Here is a 20,562-nt window from a genome sequence, read left to right as displayed (position 1 = left end):
GGAACAGCATGACCATCGAACGGCACGATTTCACCAGCGGAACGGAACTGGCGCAAGCGCTCTCGGAGGCAATTGCAATCAAGCTGGCTGCCGCAATCGCTGAGCGGGGACAGGCGACGCTCGCCGTCTCCGGCGGCACCACGCCGCTGAGGCTGTTCGAAGTGCTGTCGCGCAAGATGATCGACTGGAACCTCGTCACGATCACCCTCGTTGACGAGCGTTTCGTGGCCACAGACAGCGATCGTTCCAACGAAAAGCTGGTCCGCGACCATCTTTTGCGCGATCATGCGGGCGTGGCCAAATTCGTCGGCCTCTATAATCCGGCGGCGACGGCCGAAACGGCGGCGCTGGCCGCGGCCAGCCGCATCGACGCATTGCGCCGTCCCTTCGACGTGGTGGTGCTTGGCATGGGTAATGACGGTCATACCGCTTCATTCTTCCCCAATGCCGACCGGCTCGATCAGGCGATCGACCCGGCAACACGGGCGCTCGTTCTGCCAATCCATGCCGAAGGTGCTGGTGAAAAGCGCCTGACGCTGACCCTGCCACTGGTTGCAGAGGCCGACATGCTGGTGCTGCACATCGAAGGCGCGGCCAAGCAGGCGACGCTGGAAAAGGCGCTGTCCGGCGACGACGAACATGAAATGCCGGTACGGGCGGTTTTCCACCATGCCCGCACCCCCATCCAGCTTTACTGGACCAGTTAATTCTATTCAGGCCAGATTGGCACAGGTGATACCCATGCCCATGCAATCCGCTCACAAACGCATTCAGGAAATCACCGCGCGCATTCGCGAACGCTCCAAACCGACCCGCGAGGCCTATATTGGCCGCGTGCGCGAGGCGGCGTTGAAAAAACCGAACCGAACGGTTCTGGCCTGCGCCAATCTGGCTCATGGTTTTGCGGCCTGCGGGCCGCATGACAAGGCGGCGTTGACTGGCGACGAAGTGCTCAATCTGGGTATCATCACCGCCTATAACGACATGCTCTCGGCGCATCAGCCGTTCGAAACCTTCCCGCAGCTGATCAAGCAGGCGGCCCGCGATGCGGGCGGCGTGGCGCAGGTGGCGGGCGGCGTACCTGCCATGTGCGATGGTGTCACCCAAGGTTTCGCGGGGATGGAACTGTCGCTTTTCTCGCGTGAAGTCATTGCCATGGCAGCAGCTGTCGGCCTGTCGCACGACATGTTCGATGCCGCCGTTTATCTTGGCGTCTGCGACAAGATCGTGCCGGGCCTCATCATTGGCGCGCTGACTTTCGGGCACCTGCCTGCGGTCTTCGTTCCTGCCGGTCCGATGACCAGCGGCCTGCCGAATGACGAGAAGGCCAAGACCCGCCAGCTTTATGCCGAAGGCAAGGTCGGGCGCGCGGAACTGCTGGAATCGGAATCGAAGTCCTATCACGGTCCTGGCACCTGCACCTTCTACGGCACGGCTAATTCCAACCAGATGCTGATGGAAATCATGGGCCTGCATCTGCCGGGCGCGTCCTTCATCAACCCGGGCACGCCGCTGCGCGATGCGCTGACGCGCGAAGCCGCCAAGCGCGCGCTCGCCATCACGGCCTGCGGCAATGAATATACGCCTGTCGGCGAAATGCTGGACGAACGTTCTTTCGTCAATGGCATCATCGGCCTCAATGCCACCGGCGGTTCGACCAACCATACGATCCATCTGATCGCCATGGCTGCGGCAGCGGGCATCAAGCTGACCTGGCACGACATTTCCGAGATTTCGGACGTGGTGCCGCTGCTCGCCCGCGTCTATCCGAACGGTCTTGCCGATGTGAACCATTTCCATGCCGCAGGCGGCATGGGCTTCCTCATCCGCGAGCTTCTGGACGGCGGCATCCTTCATGAAGATGTGCGCACCGTTTGGGGCGAGGGTTTGCGTCCTTACGCCATTGAGCCGAAGCTCGGTGCCGATGGCACGGTTCTGCGCGAACCCGTCCCCGAAAAGAGCGGCGACGACAAGGTACTGGCGAAAATCCATGCGCCGTTCCAGCCAACCGGCGGCATCAAGGTTCTGACCGGCAATATCGGCAATGCCATCATCAAGGTTTCCGCTGTGAAGCCCGAGCGCCATGTGATCGAAGCGCCCGCAAAGGTGTTCAACGATCAGGCCGAGTTGCAGGCTGCCTTCAAGGCGGGCGACCTGACCGGCGATTTCATCGCGGTGGTTCGCTATCAGGGACCGAAGGCCAATGGCATGCCGGAACTGCACAAGCTGATGACCGTTCTCGGCATCTTGCAGGATCGCGGCCAGCGCGTGGCGCTTGTCACCGATGGTCGCTTGTCAGGTGCATCGGGCAAGGTGCCGTCCGCAATCCACGTCACGCCGGAAGCACTCGATGGCGGCGCAATCGGCAAAATCCGCAACGGCGATGTTGTCCGCCTGGATGCCGTCAATGGTACGCTGGAAGTTTTGATCAATCACGCGACATTCGACGCCCGACTGGAGGAACGCCCCGACCTTTCCGCCAACGAACATGGCATGGGGCGTGAATTGTTCCGCGCCTTCCGGCAGATTGCCGGGCGGGCCGATGAAGGCGCTTCGGTGTTCTGAAGCAATTAAGGCAAAGCGGGTTTTGCACCGCTTTGCCTTTCAAATCGCATCAAATTGCGGGAACGAGGCGCGAAAACGCCTCTCAATTATGTCAAAAAACGGGCTTTTTTACGCCAGCACTGCGGCAGGCCGCCGTCAGCGTATTGGCCATCAGCATGGCGATGGTCATTGGGCCGACACCGCCCGGAACCGGCGTGATTGCGCCTGCAACTTTTTCTGCATCCGTAAAATCGACATCGCCGACAAGACGGGTTTTGCCCTCGCCTCTTTCCGGTGCCGGGATGCGGTTGATACCGACATCGATCACCGTCGCGCCGGACTTGACCCAATCGCCCTTGACCATCTGCGGACGGCCAACGGCTGCAACCAGAATATCCGCCGTGCGTGCAATCGCCGGCAGGTCCTTGGTGCGGCTATGAGCAACCGTGACCGTTGCATTGGCGGCGAGCAGCAGATTGAACATAGGCTTGCCGACAATATTGGAGCGACCGATCACCACGGCATTGAGGCCGGAAAGATCGCGTCCGTGAACGCGCTCGATCATGATCATCGCACCGGCTGGCGTGCAGGGCACGAACGCCGTATCGACCTCGCCAGTGCCGAGCTTGCCGACATTGATGAAGTGGAAGCCATCCACGTCCTTGTCAGGCGAAATGGTCTGGATGACGCGGCCTGAATCAATGTGTTTCGGCAGCGGCAGCTGCACCAGAATGCCGTGAATCGCCGGATCGTTATTGAGGCTTTCGATCAGGTCGAGAAGCTCCTGCTCAGAGGCGGTGTCCGGCAGATCGTGCTGGATGGAATGGAAGCCGCATTCCTTGGCCTTGCGGCCCTTGGAGGCGACATAGACTTGGCTCGCCGGGTCTTCACCCACGATCACCACGGCAATACCGGGAACCACGCCGGTCGCTGCAACGAGCTTTTCGGTTTCGGTCTTCACCGTGGAAACCACATCCTCGGCGAGCTTCTTGCCATCGATCAACTGGGCCATAGCGAGCGCTTCTTTCTTTTCGAAATATCGGCTTTGCGAAATAACGGAGCGGAATGTCTGGGAGATACATCACATCCGTCGGGCATACATGCCAATAAGCGTCATGACGCCCGATGACAATTACCGAATACGCGACAAAGGCGAAAATCAGGGCAGGATTTCAGAAGTTTCAGAACCGGACGCCGCGGTTTGCGCGCACGTCGTCGATGGTGCGCTGCAATTCATCCGCTTCTGCGGCTGTATGGGCGCGATTGTTTTCGACTTCCCAGCGCTCGTTCGCTTCCCGAATGACGGCGGCAAGCCGCGTTTCGCCATAGGTCTCAAGCACGTCGTCGACTTCCGGCTCCTCCCGCTCCCGCTTTTCTGCAACGGGCGCGTGCTTGTTTCCGAACAGGCACGAAAACAGACCAAGCCAGAGGCCGCCGAGCAGTCCGGCCAGAACCGAAGTCTGCAAGGACACGCCGCGCCAGCCGTATGAATCCTTGGCTGGCGGAACAAGGCGCACCGTGGCACCCGTCGCCGACAGGGTGCTCATGTCGCCTTGCGCCGCGCGCATTTGCGCATCTTCATAAAGCGCCTGCCGCGCCGCCAGATCGCGCTGCATCGCTTGCAGACGATTGCGGTCTTCATCGCTAGCTGGAGGCGCATTCAGCCCGGTCATGGCCGATGCCGCCTTCTGCTCGTTTTCAACGGCTTTGCGCAAATCTGCCTGAATCAGACTGCGCTGATTGGCGATTTCCGTATCGATTTCAGTGGCAAGGCTTTTGGCCGCTTCGCTTTGCCCGGCTGCGCGATATTGTTCGACCAGCCGGCCCAACGCGCCGGAACGCATATCTTCCGGCAGGCCATCCCGCAACAGGCTTTCCGCCGTCATGCTGCTCAAGCGGCCAGCCTCGGCGACAATCCGCGCCGTTTCGGCCTTGGCCTCGGCAAAGGCCTTTTCAAGCGCCGCCTGGTCGCCGTCGCCGAAATTCCGGCTGGCGCGGAACGCTTCAACCGCCGCCTTAACCGCAGTCGCATCAGCTTCCAGAGCCTGCAATCGCTCGGGCAGACCGGCATCCGGCGCGCCCGTGCTGCCCGTCAGCTGGTCACGGAAGGCCTGTGTCACCGCATTGGCAACCGCCACTGCTGTTTCCGGCTTCGCGGCCTTCACCTCGACCGTGACGATGCCGCTATCGAGCGCCTGCGAAAATTCCAGATGCGGGCGCAGAATGGCCGCACCCGTTTGCGCGGCCTGTGCTGCGGGCGCAGCCTCGCCTTCGGCTGTGGTGAACCGGGCAAGGGCTTGCCGCAGTTGATCGAGAAGCGGCGGCGGCCCGAAATCTCGTGGCGACTGGATATGCGCCAGTTGCGCGGCGCGGTTCAGCACCGCTTCGGATGCAATCTCGCTGCGACGTTCGGAAGGAAACACCTGCATGGATGTCGATACGCGATAATGTTGTGGCTCCAGCATGGCATAACCAAGCCCAAGCAAACCGCCCAGCACGGTAAAACCCACGATGCGACCCCAGCGCAAGCGCCAACGCCTGCGCGGTTTGGCGGACGGTGTATCACCGGTCGGAGCGACAGCGGCGGGCGCTGTTGGCTCCGGCGCTGGCATCGGCAGCTTTGGCGCTTCCTCCGGTTCAAGCCGGGACTGCAATTCGGCCCTGATCGCGCTCATGCGCTGGCGCATATCGGCGGCAGGATCATGGACCGCCGAAGGGGCAGCCGGTTCGCCGTCCAGCATTTCCTGCTTGCGGCGCAAAAGTTCCTCACGCCGCCTTCGATGCTCGCGCTCGGTCAGCAATTCCTCGGCCAGTTCGGCAGTGGTCTTGGTCGGCCCTACATCCGGTGTCCTGACCAGAAACTCGGGAGCATAAGCCAATAAGGGGCGCGCGGCAGCAGCTTGTCCCTTGTTCTTTTGCTCAACCATCGCTTTTTCCCGATGCCTATCCAAGCCCATTGACTGGCCCCTTTGCCCGGACCATCCACCCATGATCTGCCCATATCACAGACCATGAGAATTATGGCATCCATCATGGCAAACAAACCGTTAAAATTGTAGTTTTCCATAATGATTCATATCGATGCGCAACTTGAGGAACCCTCGATGCAAACCAAAATGGAACATCCGGTCGATATGAAACGCCTTGAGGGCATCATTGAGTTCATTCAGGCAGCCGAACGCCTGAAAAGCACATTGCGTTCCGGCCATACTGCCGAGGGCCGCCCGGAAAGCACTGCCGAACACAGCTGGCGGCTCAGTCTGCTGGTCACGCTTTTCGACAAGGAACTTGGCGATTGCGACCGGCTGCGCCTTCTGAAAATGTGCCTCGTACATGATCTGGGCGAAGCGATTTCCGGCGATGTTCCGGCCATTCACCAAAGCGCCGATGATGGCCGCGCCGAACGGGAAAAGGCTGATCTCATCGAGCTATGCGCGCCTTTGCCCGATGATCTGCGGGCGGAAATTCTCGACCTTTGGACCGACTATAATCGCGGTGTCTCCCCGGAGGCGATCTTCGCCAAGGGGTTCGACAAGATCGAGACCATGCTGCAACACAATATCGGGCTGAACCCGCCCGATTTCGATTATGCGTTCAATCTTGGCTACGGCCTCAAGCAGACCGAACGCCACCCGCTCCTGCGCCAGTTTCGCGCCGTGGTGGATGCGCAAACCGCGCGCAATGCGGAGCGGCAGAAGTGATCAGTTCAGCGTCGCGAAATGCCGCAGCGTGAAGATGATCTGATAGAGCAAGGCGAATGTGACGAATATCCCATGATAGCGGCGGCTATCCGTATACATGGCGATGATGCTGAACAGGATGAAGCAGACCGTCTGGATCGGATATTCGATCCCGTAGAGTTGATAGTGATCCACGCCTTTCAGCAATGTGTCGAGCACATCCACCACATGGATCAGCGCCAGAATGCCGAAAAACCATTTGCGCCGCGACATGAAATAATCGCGATAGCCAGTATATTCCTCCATGCTGTCGGGAAACAGCAGCGTGCATTGCAGGAAATAAAGCCCGGCATAAAAGATCACGAAAAGATATTTTTCGAACGTCCATAGCGGAATGGTTCTGAGGCCGAACTCGAACCACCAGAAATGCGCCACCGACAACAGCACGAAGGCGACCCAGGCCAGATGTACCGGATAGATTATCTGTTTGCCGGGATGCTGGATGAAGCGCGCAAAGCCGGTGAGCAGGCGCGATACGCACAGGCCCAGAATGATACCGATGATGATGCGAACGTGACCGAATGCCTCCGCTGGCGGAATACCTGTAGTCAAAGACGGATCCATTGGCCCCTCATTCCAACAGCAGCGCGGATAAGCAAATTATCCGCTCTTTCATGCAATTTCGTCGGGACATACTGGTCGATAATTTATGAGGCATCAATAATTTACGGGCAATAAAGCTATAATTTCCGCAGTTTTATGTTTTGTCCGCGCGCAACGATCAAATTTGGCCGCGCCGCCTTGCAGATTGCAAAGGCGCAAGGCTATACCGGCTTTGATCAATCCTGGCGCAACGGCGCCGACACATTCAGACAGGCGGAACAATCAATATGCAGGACACGGTAATTCTCGTCGGTTGCGGCAATATGGGCTTTGCCATGCTCAAAGGCTGGCTCGACAATGGCATTCTGAAAGCAGGCGATGTTCACGTCGTCGAGCCGACGGATGCGCTGCGCGAACGTGCAGCTGGCGCCGGCGTTCACGCCTATGCCAGCGCGGATGCGCTGCCTGCTGACCTTAAGCCGCGCATGATCCTGGTTGCCGTCAAGCCGCAGGTGATGAACGCCGTCCTGCCTGCCTATAAGCGCTTTGCGCCTGCCGCCACCTTTGTCAGCGTTGCAGCTGGCATTCCGGTTGCGCTGTTTGAAAATCATCTGGGCAACGACGCCGCCATCCTCCGCTGCATGCCCAACACGCCTGCCGCCATCGGCAAGGGCATGATGGTGACCTTCAAGAACGCCAATGTGACCGCCGACAACGAGGCGTTCGTCGCACGCCTGCTCGCAACGTCGGGCAAGGTCGCCAGCGTCGATGACGAAACGCTGATGGATGCCGTCACGGCGGTTTCGGGTTCAGGCCCGGCCTATGTGTTCCACTTCATCGAAGCCTTGACCGATGCTGGTGTTACGGCCGGTCTGCCACGCGAAACGGCGGCACTTCTTGCCATGCAGACCGTGATGGGGGCGGGCGCGCTTGCCGACGCCAGCACCGACACCCCGTCGCAACTGCGCGAGCAGGTGACGAGCCCGAACGGCACCACGGCGGCGGCGCTTGACGTGCTGATGGGTGGCGACCGTCTCAAAACGCTGGTTGCCGAGGCCGTTGAAGCAGCGCGCAAGCGTTCGGTGGAACTCGGCAAGGCCTAATCAGCAAGTCTCGGCACCGCATCAATCAGCGCTCTGGTGACAGGCGCTTGCGGTTTCAGGATCAGCTCCCGCGTCGGGCGGTTTTCAACAATCCGCCCGCGCTCCATCACCGCAATGCGATCCGCCACTTGTGCAGCAACCGCGAGATCATGGGTGATGAAGAGATAAGCCGTCTGCTCGGCCTTTTGTATCTCCTGCAACAAGTCGAGAATTGCGCCGCGCACGGTCACGTCGAGCGCGGAAACCGCTTCATCCAGCACGATCAGCGACGGGGATGTCGCAAGCGCACGGGCAATTGCCACCCGCTGCCGCTGGCCGCCGGAAATTTCATGCACACCGCGCCGAGCAAGCGCTGGATCAAGCCCGACCGTTTGCAACAGGTCTGCGATATCGCGGTCGATGCCATGAATGCGCAGCGGTTCGTGCAGAAGATCGCCCACGCTGGCGCGAGGGTTGAAAGCCGATAGCGGGTCCTGAAACACCATCTGCATCCTTGCGCGACGCCTGCGCAGCGCCGCACCTTGCCATGCCAGCCAATCCTCACCCTCAAAGCGGATTGTCCCGCTCTTCAGCGGCTGCAAGCGCAGCAAGGCACGCGCGAGCGTAGACTTGCCGCTGCCCGACGGGCCGACCAGCGCCAGTGTCTCGCCCCTGTTGACCGCAAGGCCGACATGATCGAGCGCCAATGCAGCGCCATAGTGCACCACCAGCCCGTCCGCCTGCAACAAAGCCTCAGTCATGGGACGCCAACTCCAGTGCAGGCACGGCGGCAATCAGTGCGCGCGTATACTCCGTCTGCGGTGTGCCGATGATTGCGCGCACATCGCCGCTTTCCACCAGCGCGCCCCGGCGGAAGACCGCGATGCGATCCGCCAGCCCGGAAGCGAGTGCGATATCATGCGTGATGAAGATCAGCGTCATGCCGTCTTCACGCACCAGCTTGCGCAGCAGCGCCACGATTTCCCGTTGGACAATCGTATCGAGCGCGCTTGTCGGCTCGTCGGCGATCAGCACACGCGGATTGGCGGCGATGGCGAGCGCTATCGCGATACGCTGTTTTTGCCCGCCAGAGAACTGATGCGGGTAGCGGTGAAAACTATCCTCCGCATCGGGGATATGCACGCGCTCAAGCAGTGCGAGCGCCCGCATCCTCGCGGTGTGGCAATCCAGCTTTTCATGCGCGCGAATGGTTTCGACCAATTGCGCGCCGATGCTCATCAGCGGATCGAAGCTTGATGCCGGGTCCTGAAAGACAAAGCCGATATCGCGTCCCGGCTTCATCGGCCCATCGGCCCAGTCGATCCGCCCTGATACTCGCGCATTGGCAGGCAGAAGGCCTGCAAGCGCCAGCGCCAGGGTGCTTTTTCCGGAGCCGCTTTCGCCGATAATGGCAAGCGTTTTGCCCGCCTCTATATCGAGCTGAACGTTGCCCAGCGCCGTTTCGCGCCCATAGGTGACCGAGAGGTTATCCAGTTTCACGAGCAGGCTCACGATTGCACCTCGCGCCGTGCCGCGGCGGCAGTCACGCCCTCGCCCGCCAGATAGACGCCAACGACGGTCAACGCCAATGCCAGTCCCGGCACAATGGAAAGCCACGGTGCAGAGCGCAGAACCGTGCGGCCTTCCGCAATCATGCCGCCCCATGTGACACGGTTCGGATCGCCAAGGCCGAGAAAGGACAGTGCGGCCTCGATCAATATAGCCGAAGCGACGATCACCGGCACCAGCGCCAGAACCGGCGGCAGGGCGTTGGGCAATATCTGGCGAAAGGCGATCTCCAGCGGATGCATGCCTATGACCCGCGCCGAGGCCACATAGTCGCGCTCGCGGATGGACAGCACCTGCCCGCGCGTCAGCCGTGCAGCCTGCGTCCAGCTTGAGAGTACGATTGCGGCGACCAGAACCGGCAATGACGGCCCGGCAAGACTAACCAGCGCCAGCGCCAGCAAAAAGCCCGGCACAGTCTGGAACGCCTCTGTAACCCGCATCAGGACTTCATCGACGATCCCGCCTGCAAAACCCGCCAGCACGCCGACCGTGCTGCCGACGAGGATGGAGGCCACAGCCGCCGCAAGCCCGACAACCAGCGAGGTGCGCCCGCCGTGGAAAAGTTCGGCCAGCACATCGCGCCCAAGCCGGTCCGTGCCAAGCGGAAAGGCGCTGTTTTCGAACGGTGCCAGCAAGGGAGACGCGACAATCCGCAGCGGATCACCAGGAAAGAGCAGCGGCGCGAAAAGTGCTGCTGCGACGAGGATCGTCAGGATAAGCGAACCTGCCAGACCCTCGCCCGTCTTGAGACTGCGCAGAAAAACCGTCATGCGCTGGCCTTTCCTGTCGGCCTTTGGGCAATACGCGGATCGAGCCAGACATAGAGAAGATCGACAAGCAAATTGACCATGATCACCATGATCGCGCTTGTGAGAATGACGCCCAGAAGCAAGGGCGTATCGCGGCTTGCAACGGCCTCCTGCGCCAGTCGTCCGAGACCGGGAACCGCAAAGACGCTTTCGATCACCACGCTGCCGCCCAACATGCTGGCCGCTTGCAATCCGAGCAGGGTAACGAGCGGCAACAACGCGTTGCGCGCCACATGGCGCAACACAATGCGTGGTCGCGAAATGCCGCGCGCCCGCAAGGCTCGCACAAAATCCATCCGCCATATGTCGGCCATCGCGGCGCGCATGACCCGCAGATAAAGCGCCAGATAAATCAGCGCCAGCGACATGACCGGCAGCACCAGATGGCGCGCTATGTCGCCTGCCCGCGCCAGTCCTTGCTTGCCGGATGCAATGGTTTCGATGCCACTCGACGGTAACCAGCGCAGCCGGATCGAAAACAGGATGACCAGCACCAGCGCCAGCCAGAAACCCGGAATGGCGTAGAGCACCAGAGAGGTAACCGACAGAAACCGGTCGCGCAAACTGCCCGGCCTTGATCCGGCGACAAGCCCAAGCAGTGTACCGATGGCAAAGGACAGTGCCGTCGCCGCACCCATAAGCAGCAGCGTATTGGGCAGCCGTTCCAGAATGACGCCGAGGATAGGGCGGTTGAAACTGACCGACCAGCCAAGATTGCCCTGCAAGAGAGAGGCAAGATAGGCGGCAAGCCGATACCAGACCGACTGGTCCAGCCCCCAGCGGGCACGCATTTCCGCAATCTGCGCCGCATCACCGCCGAAGCTGACGGCATAGGCGTCCACCGCATCGCCCGGCGCCAGTTCCAGCATCAGAAAGCAGCCGACAACGACAATCAGCAGCACAAGGATGCTGCCGATCAGACGTTTCCGGAGAAGGGTTAGAATCTGCGCCACGTCGCGACGATACAATCAACACGAAGCTTCGTCACCGTCTATCGCGGTTCCGGTTAAAACGGAATCGTGGAACCGCTCTAGCTATTTGTTTTAAGCATTATCCCGCGCATCGAAGCAGGATCAGAAATCAGTCCAGTGGACTGATTTCCCTGCGTAGACGCTACGCACTTTTGCTGGAAATGCTCTATCGCGGTTCAACCCAGGTATCGGCCCAGTTGGAAACCGCCCAGCGCGGATTGTTGGAAATATTCTTCACCCGCTCATTGGCAACCGTGATGAAACCCCATTCGGCAACATTGATCAGCGGCAGATCCGCTTCCACTTTTTGCTGGAACTCGTGATAAAGCGCCGTGCGTTTCGTCTCATCGATCTCGCGTGCTGCGGCGGCGATCAGGGCGTCCAGTTCGGCATTGGTATAGCCGCCCTGATTGGAGAACGGCACACCCGCCGGAATGCCACTTTCCACCAGAATGGTGGTGGAGATGGCCGGATCGCCGCGATAGACGGTCGGCGCAATGGCAAGGTCAAAATCGTGATCGGTATAGACCGCCTTTTGATGCGCCGCCGCGTCATTGTTGACGATGCGCGCATCGATACCAATCGCAGCCAGAGCCTGACGCAGATAATCGCCAAACTGTCTGGTCTCGTTGAAATAGGGCGCGGGCAGAAGCTTCAGCGCAAAGCGCGTTCCGCCCCCGCCGCGCTTGTAACCCGCTTCGTCCAGAAGCTCATTCGCCTTGGCCACATCGAACGGATAGGACGGCACATCACGCGTATAAAACTGGTTGTCATAGCGCGGCACGGGGCCGGTCGAGGTTTTGGCGTAGCCAAGGAAGATGGTCTTGACCACGAAATCGCGGTCGATCGCATGGGCAATCGCCTGACGAACCTTCAGGTCCGCCAGTTCCTTGCGACGATGATTGATTTCCACGACAAGCTGATAGGTCAGCGCCTCATAGCCCTTGGAAATAACCGCTAGCCCCGGCACTTTCGAAATGCGGTCGAGGTCGGCCAGCGGCACGGCGGAGAAAGCCGCCAGATCAATCTCTTCCGCTTCAAGCGCTCCGGCTGCGGCAGCCCGGTCCGGCAGAACACGATAGATGATCTCATCGAGATGAGGTTCGCCCTCGCCCCAATAGGCGTCGTTCCGGACCAGTCGATAATATTCGCCGGTCTTGTGCTCGGCATATTTGAACGGTCCGGTGCCAATGAGCTTTTCATTGGCCGGATTGGCCGCAATATCGGTGCCCGCGAAAACATGTTTCGGCAGAACCGCGGTCAGCGCTGGCAGAGCGTTGCGCACGAGCTGAAACGGCGTCGGCTCCGAGAAATGAAAGACGGCGGTATGATCGTCCGGTGTTTCCACCTTATCCAGCGCCTTGAACACGACGCGGCCAAGATTTTGCAGCGGCTTCCAGACTTCCAGTGCGGAGAAGGCCACGTCCGCCGCCGTAAACGGCGTACCGTCATGCCACGTGACGCCTTCACGCAGGCGGAACGTCACAGTCAGCCCGTCAGCCGAGCCTTCCCAGGCCGTGGCCAGTCGCGGGCTCAAGCCGTTTTCGCCGTCGAAAGAGGCTTCGGCCAAGGGCTCGACGATCTTGCTTGCAACGAAAAACACGCCATTGGAGGCGACGATAGCCGGGTTGAGATTACGCGGTTCGGAATCCGCCGCCACTACAAGTCGTCCGCCCTTTTCTGCACTGTCCTGCGCCTGCGCCCATTTCGGCCACGCCACCGATGCGGCCAGAAAGGTCGAGCCGACCAGAAAACCTCTTCGCGACGCAATGAACCGAGACATAACCCCACCTGCCCTGCATTTTTATTCCCATCGGCTTATTTCTATCGCAGCCACGGCCGAATGACAGGGTCAAAACCTGTCACCACGACAATAAATATTGAAAATCATTTCCTTTTTGGGAAATTTTGACCAACAGATAAACGTAGTATAATCCAATAATATGCTCACTGATTGTTCAGTATTTTGCAGAATACTGCTGAATTAATTTTTTACAAAATTGCCATCTTAAGAAATTCTCCCCTTGCCAAAGGGGCGCCTTTGCATAGATCATGGTTAATTATGTGTTGTCGTATTTCGTGAAGAGAGAACCGAATATGGCCAGCACATGACCACAGGAGTTTACCCCCGCTCCTGTTTCGCCCACTTGCAGGCCCGATAGATAAATCCGGCTGCAAGTTTTGAAGCTGAACCACATTGGAAGAGAGGAAACAGAAATGTCTAGTTTGCTGCCCCCGCTTCATGACGGTCACGCACCGATCTATCTACATCACGCATTTCAAGATGCGGTCGATGCTTATGAAGATTGGACACTGGAAACGGCAGAGCCGGTTGTTCAGGTCAATGGCAAGATTACACGTATCAGCGTTGTCTTCCGTCGCCTGTGGAACTGCACCGACATGGTGCCGCGCCACACGCTGGAAGCATTGAAGGATATCGTTCCGTCGACACTGGTTCATGCGGAACGCTGGAAAGAAAACGCAACTTTCTCAGAAGCCGCCCATGTGATGCGCGCGGCTTTGGAACGACGCAAGGCGCGACGGCTTCCGGTCGTGTGCTGATAGCGTGAAACCGGACAGGCGGGCGGGTTTTCCCCGCCCGCTTTTTTGTGCATGACAGGTCGGCCGCCGCTTTTCACTTTTGCTGGAAATGCTTTATGAACCGGACCTGATGAAATCATCCTCCCCAGGTCGCATACCAATTATCTCAGGAGTTCCGATGCGTAAGCTGCTAACCGCCGCCCTTATTCTCGCCGTCTGCACAGCCGGATCGGCGATGGCAAAAACCATACGCGTCGGCGTCACGCCCGGCCCGCATGCCCAGATCATGGAAAAGGTGAAGGAAGTCGCTGCCACCAAGGGTCTGGAAATCGATATTCAGGAATTTTCCGATTACGTCATTCCAAATATGGCGCTGGCCGATGGCGCGCTGGAAGCCAATTCATTCCAGCACCAGCCCTATCTCGATAATCAGGTTGCCGACCGCAAATTCGATATTGTCAGCGTGGCACAGTCCGTCAACTTCCCGATGGGCATGTATTCGAAGAAGCTGAAGAACATCTCCGAACTTGCCGATGGCGCGACGGTGGCGATCCCCAACGACCCGACCAATGGCGCGCGTGCGCTTCTGGTGCTGGCCGATAACGGTCTCATCAAGATCGATCCGGCCAAGGGCTTACGCGCCAGCGTCATCGACGTGACCGAAAACCCCAAGAACCTGAAATTCGTCGAGCTTGATGCCGCACAGCTGCCGCGCTCGCTGGAAGATGTCGAGGCGGCTGTCATCAACACGAACTATGCCATGGAGGCCGGTCTTAACCCGGCCAAGGACCCGCTGATCCGCGAAGGCGAAAAGGCGCCCTACTTCAACGTCATTGCCGTGCGCACCGCCGACAAGGACGCCGACTGGGTCAAGGAACTGATCACCTCCTATCACAGCCCGGAAGTGAAGACCTTCATCGAAGAAACCTTCAAGGGTTCGGTTCAGCCTGCCTGGTAAGCCAATCCCGCAAAAAGAAAGCGCCGGTCCAATTGTTTCGGACCGGCGTTTTTATTGCGTGACGCAAACTATTCAGAGCTTGCGGAAACGCACCCGTGCGCTGCGCTCGATGGCGGCAACCGTCAGCTCGTCCAGCGTCCAGCGGTCGCGCAGCATCTGGAGGAATTCCAGCTCTTCCTGCTCGACATGGAGATCGGCAGCCGCCACTTCCACCGCCAGCGCATAGGCCGTGTCATAAAGCTTTTCAGGCAGCGCTTCATGCGCAAGGTCGAGGATCTTTTCCAGACCGTCTTCATAGGCCAGCAGCGCGTAGCATTCATTGGCAAGACGCGGCAGTTCCGCCGTATCGAAGCCACGGAACACCGGAAGGCGCGTCACCACATTGCCGATGGACTCCAGTTCCGCGTCGGTCATCGTCGTGTCGGCAGCCGACGTCGTGATCATGATGTAGACGAGTGCATCCTGCGGCGAGATTTTCTTCATCGGGTACTCCTCAGCGACACCATGATCGGAATCAGCTTTTCCGGTTACAATTTGCCGGAAAGTTAGGAAGCCTCCCGCGGTTAGGCAAGGAAATTCCGCACCAGCCGTTGACGGCACGGGGTTGTCGCGCCATAGAGCATAGGCACGGATGCGTGCACCGTTTTTCAAGAATAACGCCCTTCACAGGATATCAGGACAAAACCATGACTTCGCATCGTCTGCCCGAAATTACGCTGACCCCGGAACTGACCGCGGCGGCTGCGGACGCGAAAGCCTGGCCCTTTGAAGAAGCGAAGAAAATCCTCAAGCGCTATGCCAAGACCGGCCTGCCGGACACAGTGATTTTCGAAACCGGCTATGGCCCGTCGGGTCTGCCGCATATCGGCACATTCGGCGAAGTGGCGCGCACCTCGATGGTGCGCCATGCCTTCCGTATTCTGACCGAAGACAAGGTGAAGACGCGCCTGATCTGCTTCTCCGACGATCTCGACGGCATGCGCAAGATTCCAGACAATGTGCCGGACAAGGCAGCACTTGAGCCTTATCTGCAAATGCCGCTTTCGTCGGTGCCGAACCCGTTCGGCGGCGAATATAAGAGCTTTGCCGAGCATAACAATGCTATGCTCTGCCGCTTCCTCGACACTTTCGGCTTCGACTACGAATTCGCCAGCGCGACAGATTACTACAAGTCCGGCAAGTTTGATGCGGTGCTGCTCAACGCCGTCGAACGCTATGACGACATTATGAAAGTCATGCTTCCGACGCTCGGCGAAGAGCGTCAGGCGACCTATAGCCCGTTCCTGCCGATCTCGCCCAAGTCGGGCCGCGTGCTTTACGTGCCGATGAAGAGCGTGGACGCCAAGGCTGGCACGATCACATTCGACGATGAAGACGGCGTCGAAACCACGCTTTCCGTCACCGGCGGCAAGGTAAAGCTGCAGTGGAAGCCGGATTTTGGTATGCGCTGGGCGGCACTCGGCGTCGATTTCGAAATGTTCGGCAAGGATCACCAGACCAATGCGGGCGTATACGACCGCATTTGCGAAATTCTCGGCGGACGCGCGCCGGAACATTTCGTTTACGAGTTGTTCCTCGACCAACTTGGCCAGAAGATTTCCAAGTCCAAGGGCAACGGCATCTCGATTGACGAATGGCTGGCCTATGCGCCGACCGAAAGCCTTGCGCTTTACAATTTCCAGAAGCCGAAGACCGCAAAGCGCCTTTACTTCGATGTCATCCCGAAGGCGGTGGACGAATATTTCACCTATCTGTCGGCCTATAACCGTCAAGAGTGGAAGGACCGGCTGAACAATCCGGTCTGGCATATTCATTATGGCAACCCGCCAAAGGTTGACCTGCCGGTGACCTTCGCGCTGATGCTCAATCTGGTCAGCGCATCAAATGCGGAAAGCCCGTCGGTTCTGTGGGGCTTCATCTCGCGCCACGCGCCGGGCGTCACGCCGGAAAACAATCCGGAACTGGATGCGCTGGTTGGTTACGCGATCCGTTACTTCAACGATTTCGTCAAGCCGACCAAGCAGTTCCGTGCGCCGGACGACGTGGAACGCGGCGCACTGGAAGCGCTGGACGCCAAGCTTGCGACCCTGCCTGCCGGGACCGATGGCAACGATATCCAGAACGCCATTCTGGACGTCGCCCGCGCCATCGAACGCTATCAGGATCACACCAAGAAGAGCCCGGAAGGCGGCCCCGGCGTGTCGGTTTCCTTCTTCCAGATGCTCTATGAAGTGCTGATCGGACAGGAGCGTGGCCCACGCTTCGGCTCCTTCGTCGCGCTTTACGGCATCGAGGAAACCCGCGCCCTGATCAAAAAGGCGCTGGCTGGCGAACTGGTCTGAGCCGCTCAATAGCCGAACAAAACGACAAGCCCCGCAGCCACCCGGCGCGGGGCTTTTTTGCGCCCGAAACGCTGGCACATTTGCTCCGATTGACTCTGCATCTCGTAGTAGGTAGAACGGTATACCTATCACAAGGATTACTGCGATGAAGTCCGTTCAAACACCATTTCCGGCTTCCACGGAAAGCGCGCGCGAAAAGCTTTTGAATGCTGCTGCCGTGCTGTTTTACGATCACGGCATCGGCGGCACCGGCATTGACGCCATCGTTGAAAAAGCGGGCGTCGCCAAGAAGAGCCTCTATAATAATTTTGCGTCCAAAGCCGATCTGGTGAACCAGTATCTGGAAGTGCGCCATGCCGAATGGCTGGGCCTCTATGATGCGCGGCTGCAAAAAGCTGTCACACCGCTGGAAAAGGTTCTCGCGGTTTTCGACGCCTATCAGGACCATGCTGAATTTGCCTATGAGCACGGCTTTCGCGGCTGCGGGCTGCTGAATGCTGCTGCCGAATTGATGGTCGGCGATATTGGGCGCCAGGCAGTGAAACACCACAAGCGCGAGGTCGAAGCGCTGCTGGCGGGCCATCTGGCGGAACTGCTGCCCGACGCGCCTGAGAGAGCGGCTGCATTGGCGCGGCAACTGTCTTTTCTGCTGGAAGGGGCAATGTCGCGCGCCGGACTTGAGGGGAACAGCGCCTGCATTCAGGAGGCGCGGGCTATGGCATCGGACATGTTGGGGGCATTGTGAACACATCATCGCGCAATTATGCGATTGGCGTCGCCGCCATTTTGTTTTCCTCTGCCGTCTGGGGGACGACTGGCACAGCCGCAACATTTGCCCCGGAGGTGGGTTCTGCGGCAATCGGCGCTGCGGCCATGGGCGTCGGCGGGCTGATGCAGGCGCTTCTCGCCGGACCCGGCATCATCCGTGCACGGCCGCAACTGGCCAGAAACTGGCGCAACCTCGTTCTCGGCGGACTGGCCGTCGCCATCTATCCCCTCGCCTTCTACGCCTCGATGCGTATGGCTGGGGTCACCATCGGGACCGTCGTCACACTCGGGTCCGCGCCGCTGCTTTCCGCCCTGATCGAATATGTATTCGATGGTTCCCGATTGTCCCGACAATGGCTGTGGGGTGCCCTGATCGGACTGCTCGGCATGATCCTCATATCCATAGCCGAGGGATCGGCGCATAGTGGTGTGCAGACGGGCAACTCTGTGCTGATCGGCATTGGACTTGGCCTGATTGGAGGCTTCACCTATGCGCTCTATTCATGGACTGCGCGCGGCCTGATCCTGCGCGGCATCCATTCATCGGTCGCGATGGGCGCGACATTCGGCATTGGCGGCCTGTTGCTGATGCCGGTGCTGCTGATGACCGGCGCGCCCTTCCTCGCCTCTTGGAACAATGCCGCCGTCGGCATCTATATGGCGGCGGTGCCGATGTTCCTCGGTTATGTCTGCTTTGGCATCGGCCTTGCGCGGGTTCCTGTCAGCATGGCGACGACGATCACACTCGTCGAGCCTGTCGTCGCCGCGCTGCTGGCCGTAGTTATTGTGGGAGAACGTCTCCCAGCCATGGGCTGGCTCGGCGTCGTACTGGTGATCGCTTGCCTCGTGGTGATCACCGTTCCGCTGAAATCAGTATCAGGCAGAAGCCCGAAGGCAGCAGCCGAAGCCTAGTTTGCAGGTGTTGGTGCTGGCGCAACAGGCGCTGGCGGAAATTCACCCTGCTGCGGAGACGGCGCAGAGGGTTGCGGCTCTGGCTCAGGTGCCAGCGGCGATGGATTGCTGAGACTGTTGCCCGGATCAGGCTCCAGACTTTGCAAGGACGCATCCGGCTTGTCTCCGAAAATGCCAAGGCGCGCTTCTTCCGCCTTGCGTCCCGCATCAGCATAGGAACCGTCTGGCGTCGCCCTGGCCCAGCCATTCGTCACCAGCCACTCAGCGGCATCGTCATTGCCAAGCTTGCACCCGGTCGCAATGGCGGCACCGCTATCGTTCTGCGGCAGGCGGCACATGATGGCGCGCGAGCGCAGCCACTGGCGGAAGGCCGTCCGCGCCTGCATACCGCATGGCCAGTTCTGGCCGGATGTGGTCTGGCAGGTCTGCTCGACCGGCAAAACCTCGATGCCCTGCAAATCGATCATGCGTCCCTGACTTTCGAGCCGCCCGGCGGCAACCGCGACTGGCCGCTGCAACAGCTGCATGTCCTCGCCCTCCCCGACAGGCACGGCAGGGGTTGGCGCAACCGGCTCAGCCGGAGCGACCGGCTCCGGCGGCTTTGGTGTCGCCGCAAGACCGAGATCGCTGAGCGGCGGTCGCGGCGCTTCGCGCTGAAGCCCGTTTGCCTCATCGCTGGAATTGCCCGGCTGCGGCGTGGTCTCAGGAGCGGATTGCGCGTTCTGCTGACCATCCGTTTTGGTACCCGGCTCGTCATAATCGAATTGTTCGACGACGATGCCGTTGCCCGAACTGCCGGTCGGCGCGGTCGTGCCGCTATCCGCAGCGATCACCGGCACGGGCCCATCCAGAGCGCCATAAAACGGAGCGATGAAAGCAGCGGCCAACAGCGCGCCGGTCAAACCGGCGAGACTGCCATAGACCATGCGCGAATGGCTTCTCGTATGCGACTGCGCCATTACTGGCTGGCCCATAGAATTCTGGCGATCCATTCCACATCCTTGGTCTCAAAGCTGCGGTTTGAATGCTCTGGATTAAGCGAATGCAATTCGATTGTCCGTGGTGTCTGGCGATAGAGTATCTTGGCCATGACTTCTCCGTCCTTGGTTCGCACCACCACGCGGTCGCCGCGACGCACCGGCGCATTGGGCGCGACAATCAACGTATCGCCGTCACGGTAAAGGGGCAACATGCTGTCGCCCGAAACTTCCAGCGCATACACACCTTCGCTGGCACCCACTGGAAATTCTACAATGTCCCAGCCCTGCCCCGCCGGGAAACCCGCATCGTCGAAATAGCCGCCCGTGCCAGCCTCCGCCATGCCGAGAAGCGGGATCGGTTGCGCGTCCTGCGTATATTCGCCGAAACCCTGGTTCGTATTAACGCCGCCGCCGATCAGGCGGGTGAGTTCTTCAAAGCTTGCCCCGGTGGCTTCCATCACCTTGGCCAGCGATTCCGTCGAGGGCCAGCGCGCGCGCCCGTCGGCGGCGTAACGCTTCGACTTGTTGAAGGTCGTGGGATCAAGACCAGCGCGGCGGGCAAGGCCCGACGCACTCAGGGAATGGCGTTCTGCCAGTGCGTCTATCGCCGCCCAGACGCTGTCGTGAGAAAACATGTGTTATCCGCCAATTTCAGGCAGGCATCGTCCCATGGCGAACTCGGGCCGTGAGAATGCGCCGCGTAGGATTTTAAACCTAATACCCTTACCAACTTTTGTCAGAACCTACCGAAAATTGGTGTTTTACGCAAGACGCATGAAATAACAGGGAAAATTTCCTAACGA

General features: G+C 59.5%; 20 protein-coding genes. 9 read left to right on the top strand and 11 right to left on the bottom strand.

The window, feature by feature from the left end; genetic code table 11:
• Positions 1-8 precede the first annotated feature (8 nt).
• A complete protein-coding gene (pgl, locus tag HWD97_RS18905) occupies positions 9-707 on the top strand; it encodes a 6-phosphogluconolactonase (RefSeq protein WP_109367021.1) in 699 nt (232 codons plus the stop codon).
• Positions 708-741: 34 nt separating this feature from the next.
• A complete protein-coding gene (gene edd, locus HWD97_RS18900; protein WP_121539083.1) occupies positions 742-2,565 on the top strand; it encodes a phosphogluconate dehydratase in 1,824 nt (607 codons plus the stop codon).
• A gap of 91 nt (positions 2,566-2,656) precedes the next feature.
• Here edd and folD read toward each other — a convergent pair whose 3' ends face one another.
• Together folD and HWD97_RS18890 are read right to left on the bottom strand one after the other, a co-directional pair.
• Positions 2,657-3,556 (bottom strand): bifunctional methylenetetrahydrofolate dehydrogenase/methenyltetrahydrofolate cyclohydrolase FolD, encoded by a 900-nt coding sequence (gene folD / locus HWD97_RS18895; RefSeq protein WP_109367019.1) that lies wholly within the window; start codon positions 3,554-3,556, stop codon positions 2,657-2,659.
• 169 nt (positions 3,557-3,725) lie between these two features.
• Complete coding sequence (locus HWD97_RS18890; protein ID WP_121539082.1) at positions 3,726-5,471, bottom strand: lipopolysaccharide biosynthesis protein; 1,746 nt, start codon at positions 5,469-5,471, stop codon at positions 3,726-3,728.
• A gap of 177 nt (positions 5,472-5,648) precedes the next feature.
• Here HWD97_RS18890 and HWD97_RS18885 point away from each other — a divergent pair, with 177 nt between their 5' ends.
• A complete protein-coding gene (locus tag HWD97_RS18885) occupies positions 5,649-6,245 on the top strand; it encodes an HD family hydrolase (RefSeq protein ID WP_109367952.1) in 597 nt (198 codons plus the stop codon).
• On the opposite strand, the gene HWD97_RS18880 is transcribed toward HWD97_RS18885, so the two are convergent.
• Positions 6,246-6,848 (bottom strand): hypothetical protein, encoded by a 603-nt coding sequence (locus HWD97_RS18880; RefSeq protein WP_109367017.1) that lies wholly within the window; start codon positions 6,846-6,848, stop codon positions 6,246-6,248.
• Positions 6,849-7,114: 266 nt separating this feature from the next.
• Between HWD97_RS18880 and proC the strand changes: the two genes are divergently transcribed.
• Positions 7,115-7,930, top strand: coding sequence for a pyrroline-5-carboxylate reductase (proC, locus tag HWD97_RS18875; RefSeq protein ID WP_109367016.1), 816 nt, complete (start codon positions 7,115-7,117; stop codon positions 7,928-7,930).
• Here proC and HWD97_RS18870 read toward each other — a convergent pair.
• From HWD97_RS18870 to HWD97_RS18850, 5 genes are all read right to left on the bottom strand, one after another.
• Complete coding sequence (locus HWD97_RS18870) at positions 7,927-8,670, bottom strand: ABC transporter ATP-binding protein (RefSeq protein WP_109367015.1); 744 nt, start codon at positions 8,668-8,670, stop codon at positions 7,927-7,929. The genes proC and HWD97_RS18870 overlap by 4 nt on opposite strands.
• Positions 8,663-9,421: an ABC transporter ATP-binding protein gene (locus HWD97_RS18865; protein WP_109367014.1), complete on the bottom strand. Its 759-nt coding sequence runs from the start codon at positions 9,419-9,421 to the stop codon at positions 8,663-8,665. Before HWD97_RS18865 ends, HWD97_RS18870 begins: the two co-directional genes overlap by 8 nt.
• Positions 9,418-10,248 (bottom strand): ABC transporter permease, encoded by an 831-nt coding sequence (locus HWD97_RS18860; protein WP_109367013.1) that lies wholly within the window; start codon positions 10,246-10,248, stop codon positions 9,418-9,420. Before HWD97_RS18860 ends, HWD97_RS18865 begins: the two co-directional genes overlap by 4 nt.
• Positions 10,245-11,255, bottom strand: a complete 1,011-nt coding sequence (locus HWD97_RS18855; protein WP_109367012.1) for an ABC transporter permease — start codon at positions 11,253-11,255, stop codon at positions 10,245-10,247. Before HWD97_RS18855 ends, HWD97_RS18860 begins: the two co-directional genes overlap by 4 nt.
• Positions 11,256-11,424: 169 nt before the next feature.
• Positions 11,425-13,041 carry an ABC transporter substrate-binding protein gene (locus tag HWD97_RS18850; protein ID WP_109367011.1) on the bottom strand — a complete coding sequence of 539 codons (1,617 nt, stop codon included), beginning with the start codon at positions 13,039-13,041 and terminating at the stop codon, positions 11,425-11,427.
• A 434-nt stretch (positions 13,042-13,475) separates the two neighbouring features.
• Here HWD97_RS18850 and HWD97_RS18845 point away from each other — a divergent pair, with 434 nt between their 5' ends.
• Together HWD97_RS18845 and HWD97_RS18840 are read left to right on the top strand one after the other, a co-directional pair.
• Complete coding sequence (locus HWD97_RS18845; protein WP_109367010.1) at positions 13,476-13,820, top strand: hypothetical protein; 345 nt, start codon at positions 13,476-13,478, stop codon at positions 13,818-13,820.
• Between the two features lie 157 nt (positions 13,821-13,977).
• Positions 13,978-14,757 (top strand): MetQ/NlpA family ABC transporter substrate-binding protein, encoded by a 780-nt coding sequence (locus HWD97_RS18840; RefSeq protein ID WP_109367009.1) that lies wholly within the window; start codon positions 13,978-13,980, stop codon positions 14,755-14,757.
• Positions 14,758-14,829: 72 nt separating this feature from the next.
• On the opposite strand, the gene HWD97_RS18835 is transcribed toward HWD97_RS18840, so the two are convergent.
• On the bottom strand, positions 14,830-15,240 hold the full coding sequence (locus HWD97_RS18835; protein ID WP_109367008.1) for a tellurite resistance TerB family protein: 411 nt from the start codon (positions 15,238-15,240) through the stop codon (positions 14,830-14,832).
• Between the two features lie 203 nt (positions 15,241-15,443).
• On the opposite strand from HWD97_RS18835, the gene HWD97_RS18830 reads away from it, so the two are divergent.
• The 3 genes from HWD97_RS18830 (at position 15,444) to HWD97_RS18820 (ending at position 18,779) form a co-directional block, all read left to right on the top strand.
• Positions 15,444-17,099 carry a lysine--tRNA ligase gene (locus HWD97_RS18830; protein WP_109367007.1) on the top strand — a complete coding sequence of 552 codons (1,656 nt, stop codon included), beginning with the start codon at positions 15,444-15,446 and terminating at the stop codon, positions 17,097-17,099.
• A gap of 145 nt (positions 17,100-17,244) precedes the next feature.
• Positions 17,245-17,844, top strand: a complete 600-nt coding sequence (locus HWD97_RS18825; RefSeq protein WP_121539081.1) for a TetR/AcrR family transcriptional regulator — start codon at positions 17,245-17,247, stop codon at positions 17,842-17,844.
• Positions 17,841-18,779 (top strand): DMT family transporter, encoded by a 939-nt coding sequence (locus HWD97_RS18820; protein WP_209445999.1) that lies wholly within the window; start codon positions 17,841-17,843, stop codon positions 18,777-18,779. The genes HWD97_RS18825 and HWD97_RS18820 overlap by 4 nt, the downstream gene beginning before the upstream one ends.
• Here HWD97_RS18820 and HWD97_RS18815 read toward each other — a convergent pair.
• Together HWD97_RS18815 and HWD97_RS18810 are read right to left on the bottom strand one after the other, a co-directional pair.
• The gene (locus HWD97_RS18815; RefSeq protein ID WP_109367005.1) at positions 18,776-19,738 is read right to left on the bottom strand and encodes a thermonuclease family protein; all 963 of its coding nucleotides are present in this window, start codon (positions 19,736-19,738) and stop codon (positions 18,776-18,778) included. The two genes, HWD97_RS18820 and HWD97_RS18815, sit on opposite strands and share 4 nt — an antisense overlap.
• Complete coding sequence (locus HWD97_RS18810) at positions 19,738-20,394, bottom strand: helix-turn-helix transcriptional regulator (RefSeq protein ID WP_109367004.1); 657 nt, start codon at positions 20,392-20,394, stop codon at positions 19,738-19,740. Before HWD97_RS18810 ends, HWD97_RS18815 begins: the two co-directional genes overlap by 1 nt.
• Between the last annotated feature and the right edge of the window lie 168 nt (positions 20,395-20,562).

The sequence above is a fragment of the Ochrobactrum sp. C6C9 genome (genome assembly GCF_022627935.1).
GTDB classification, from domain to species: domain Bacteria; phylum Pseudomonadota; class Alphaproteobacteria; order Rhizobiales; family Rhizobiaceae; genus Brucella; species Brucella teleogrylli.
Note: the sequence above shows the minus strand (reverse complement) of the source record. Positions and strands in the feature narration are given on the sequence as shown.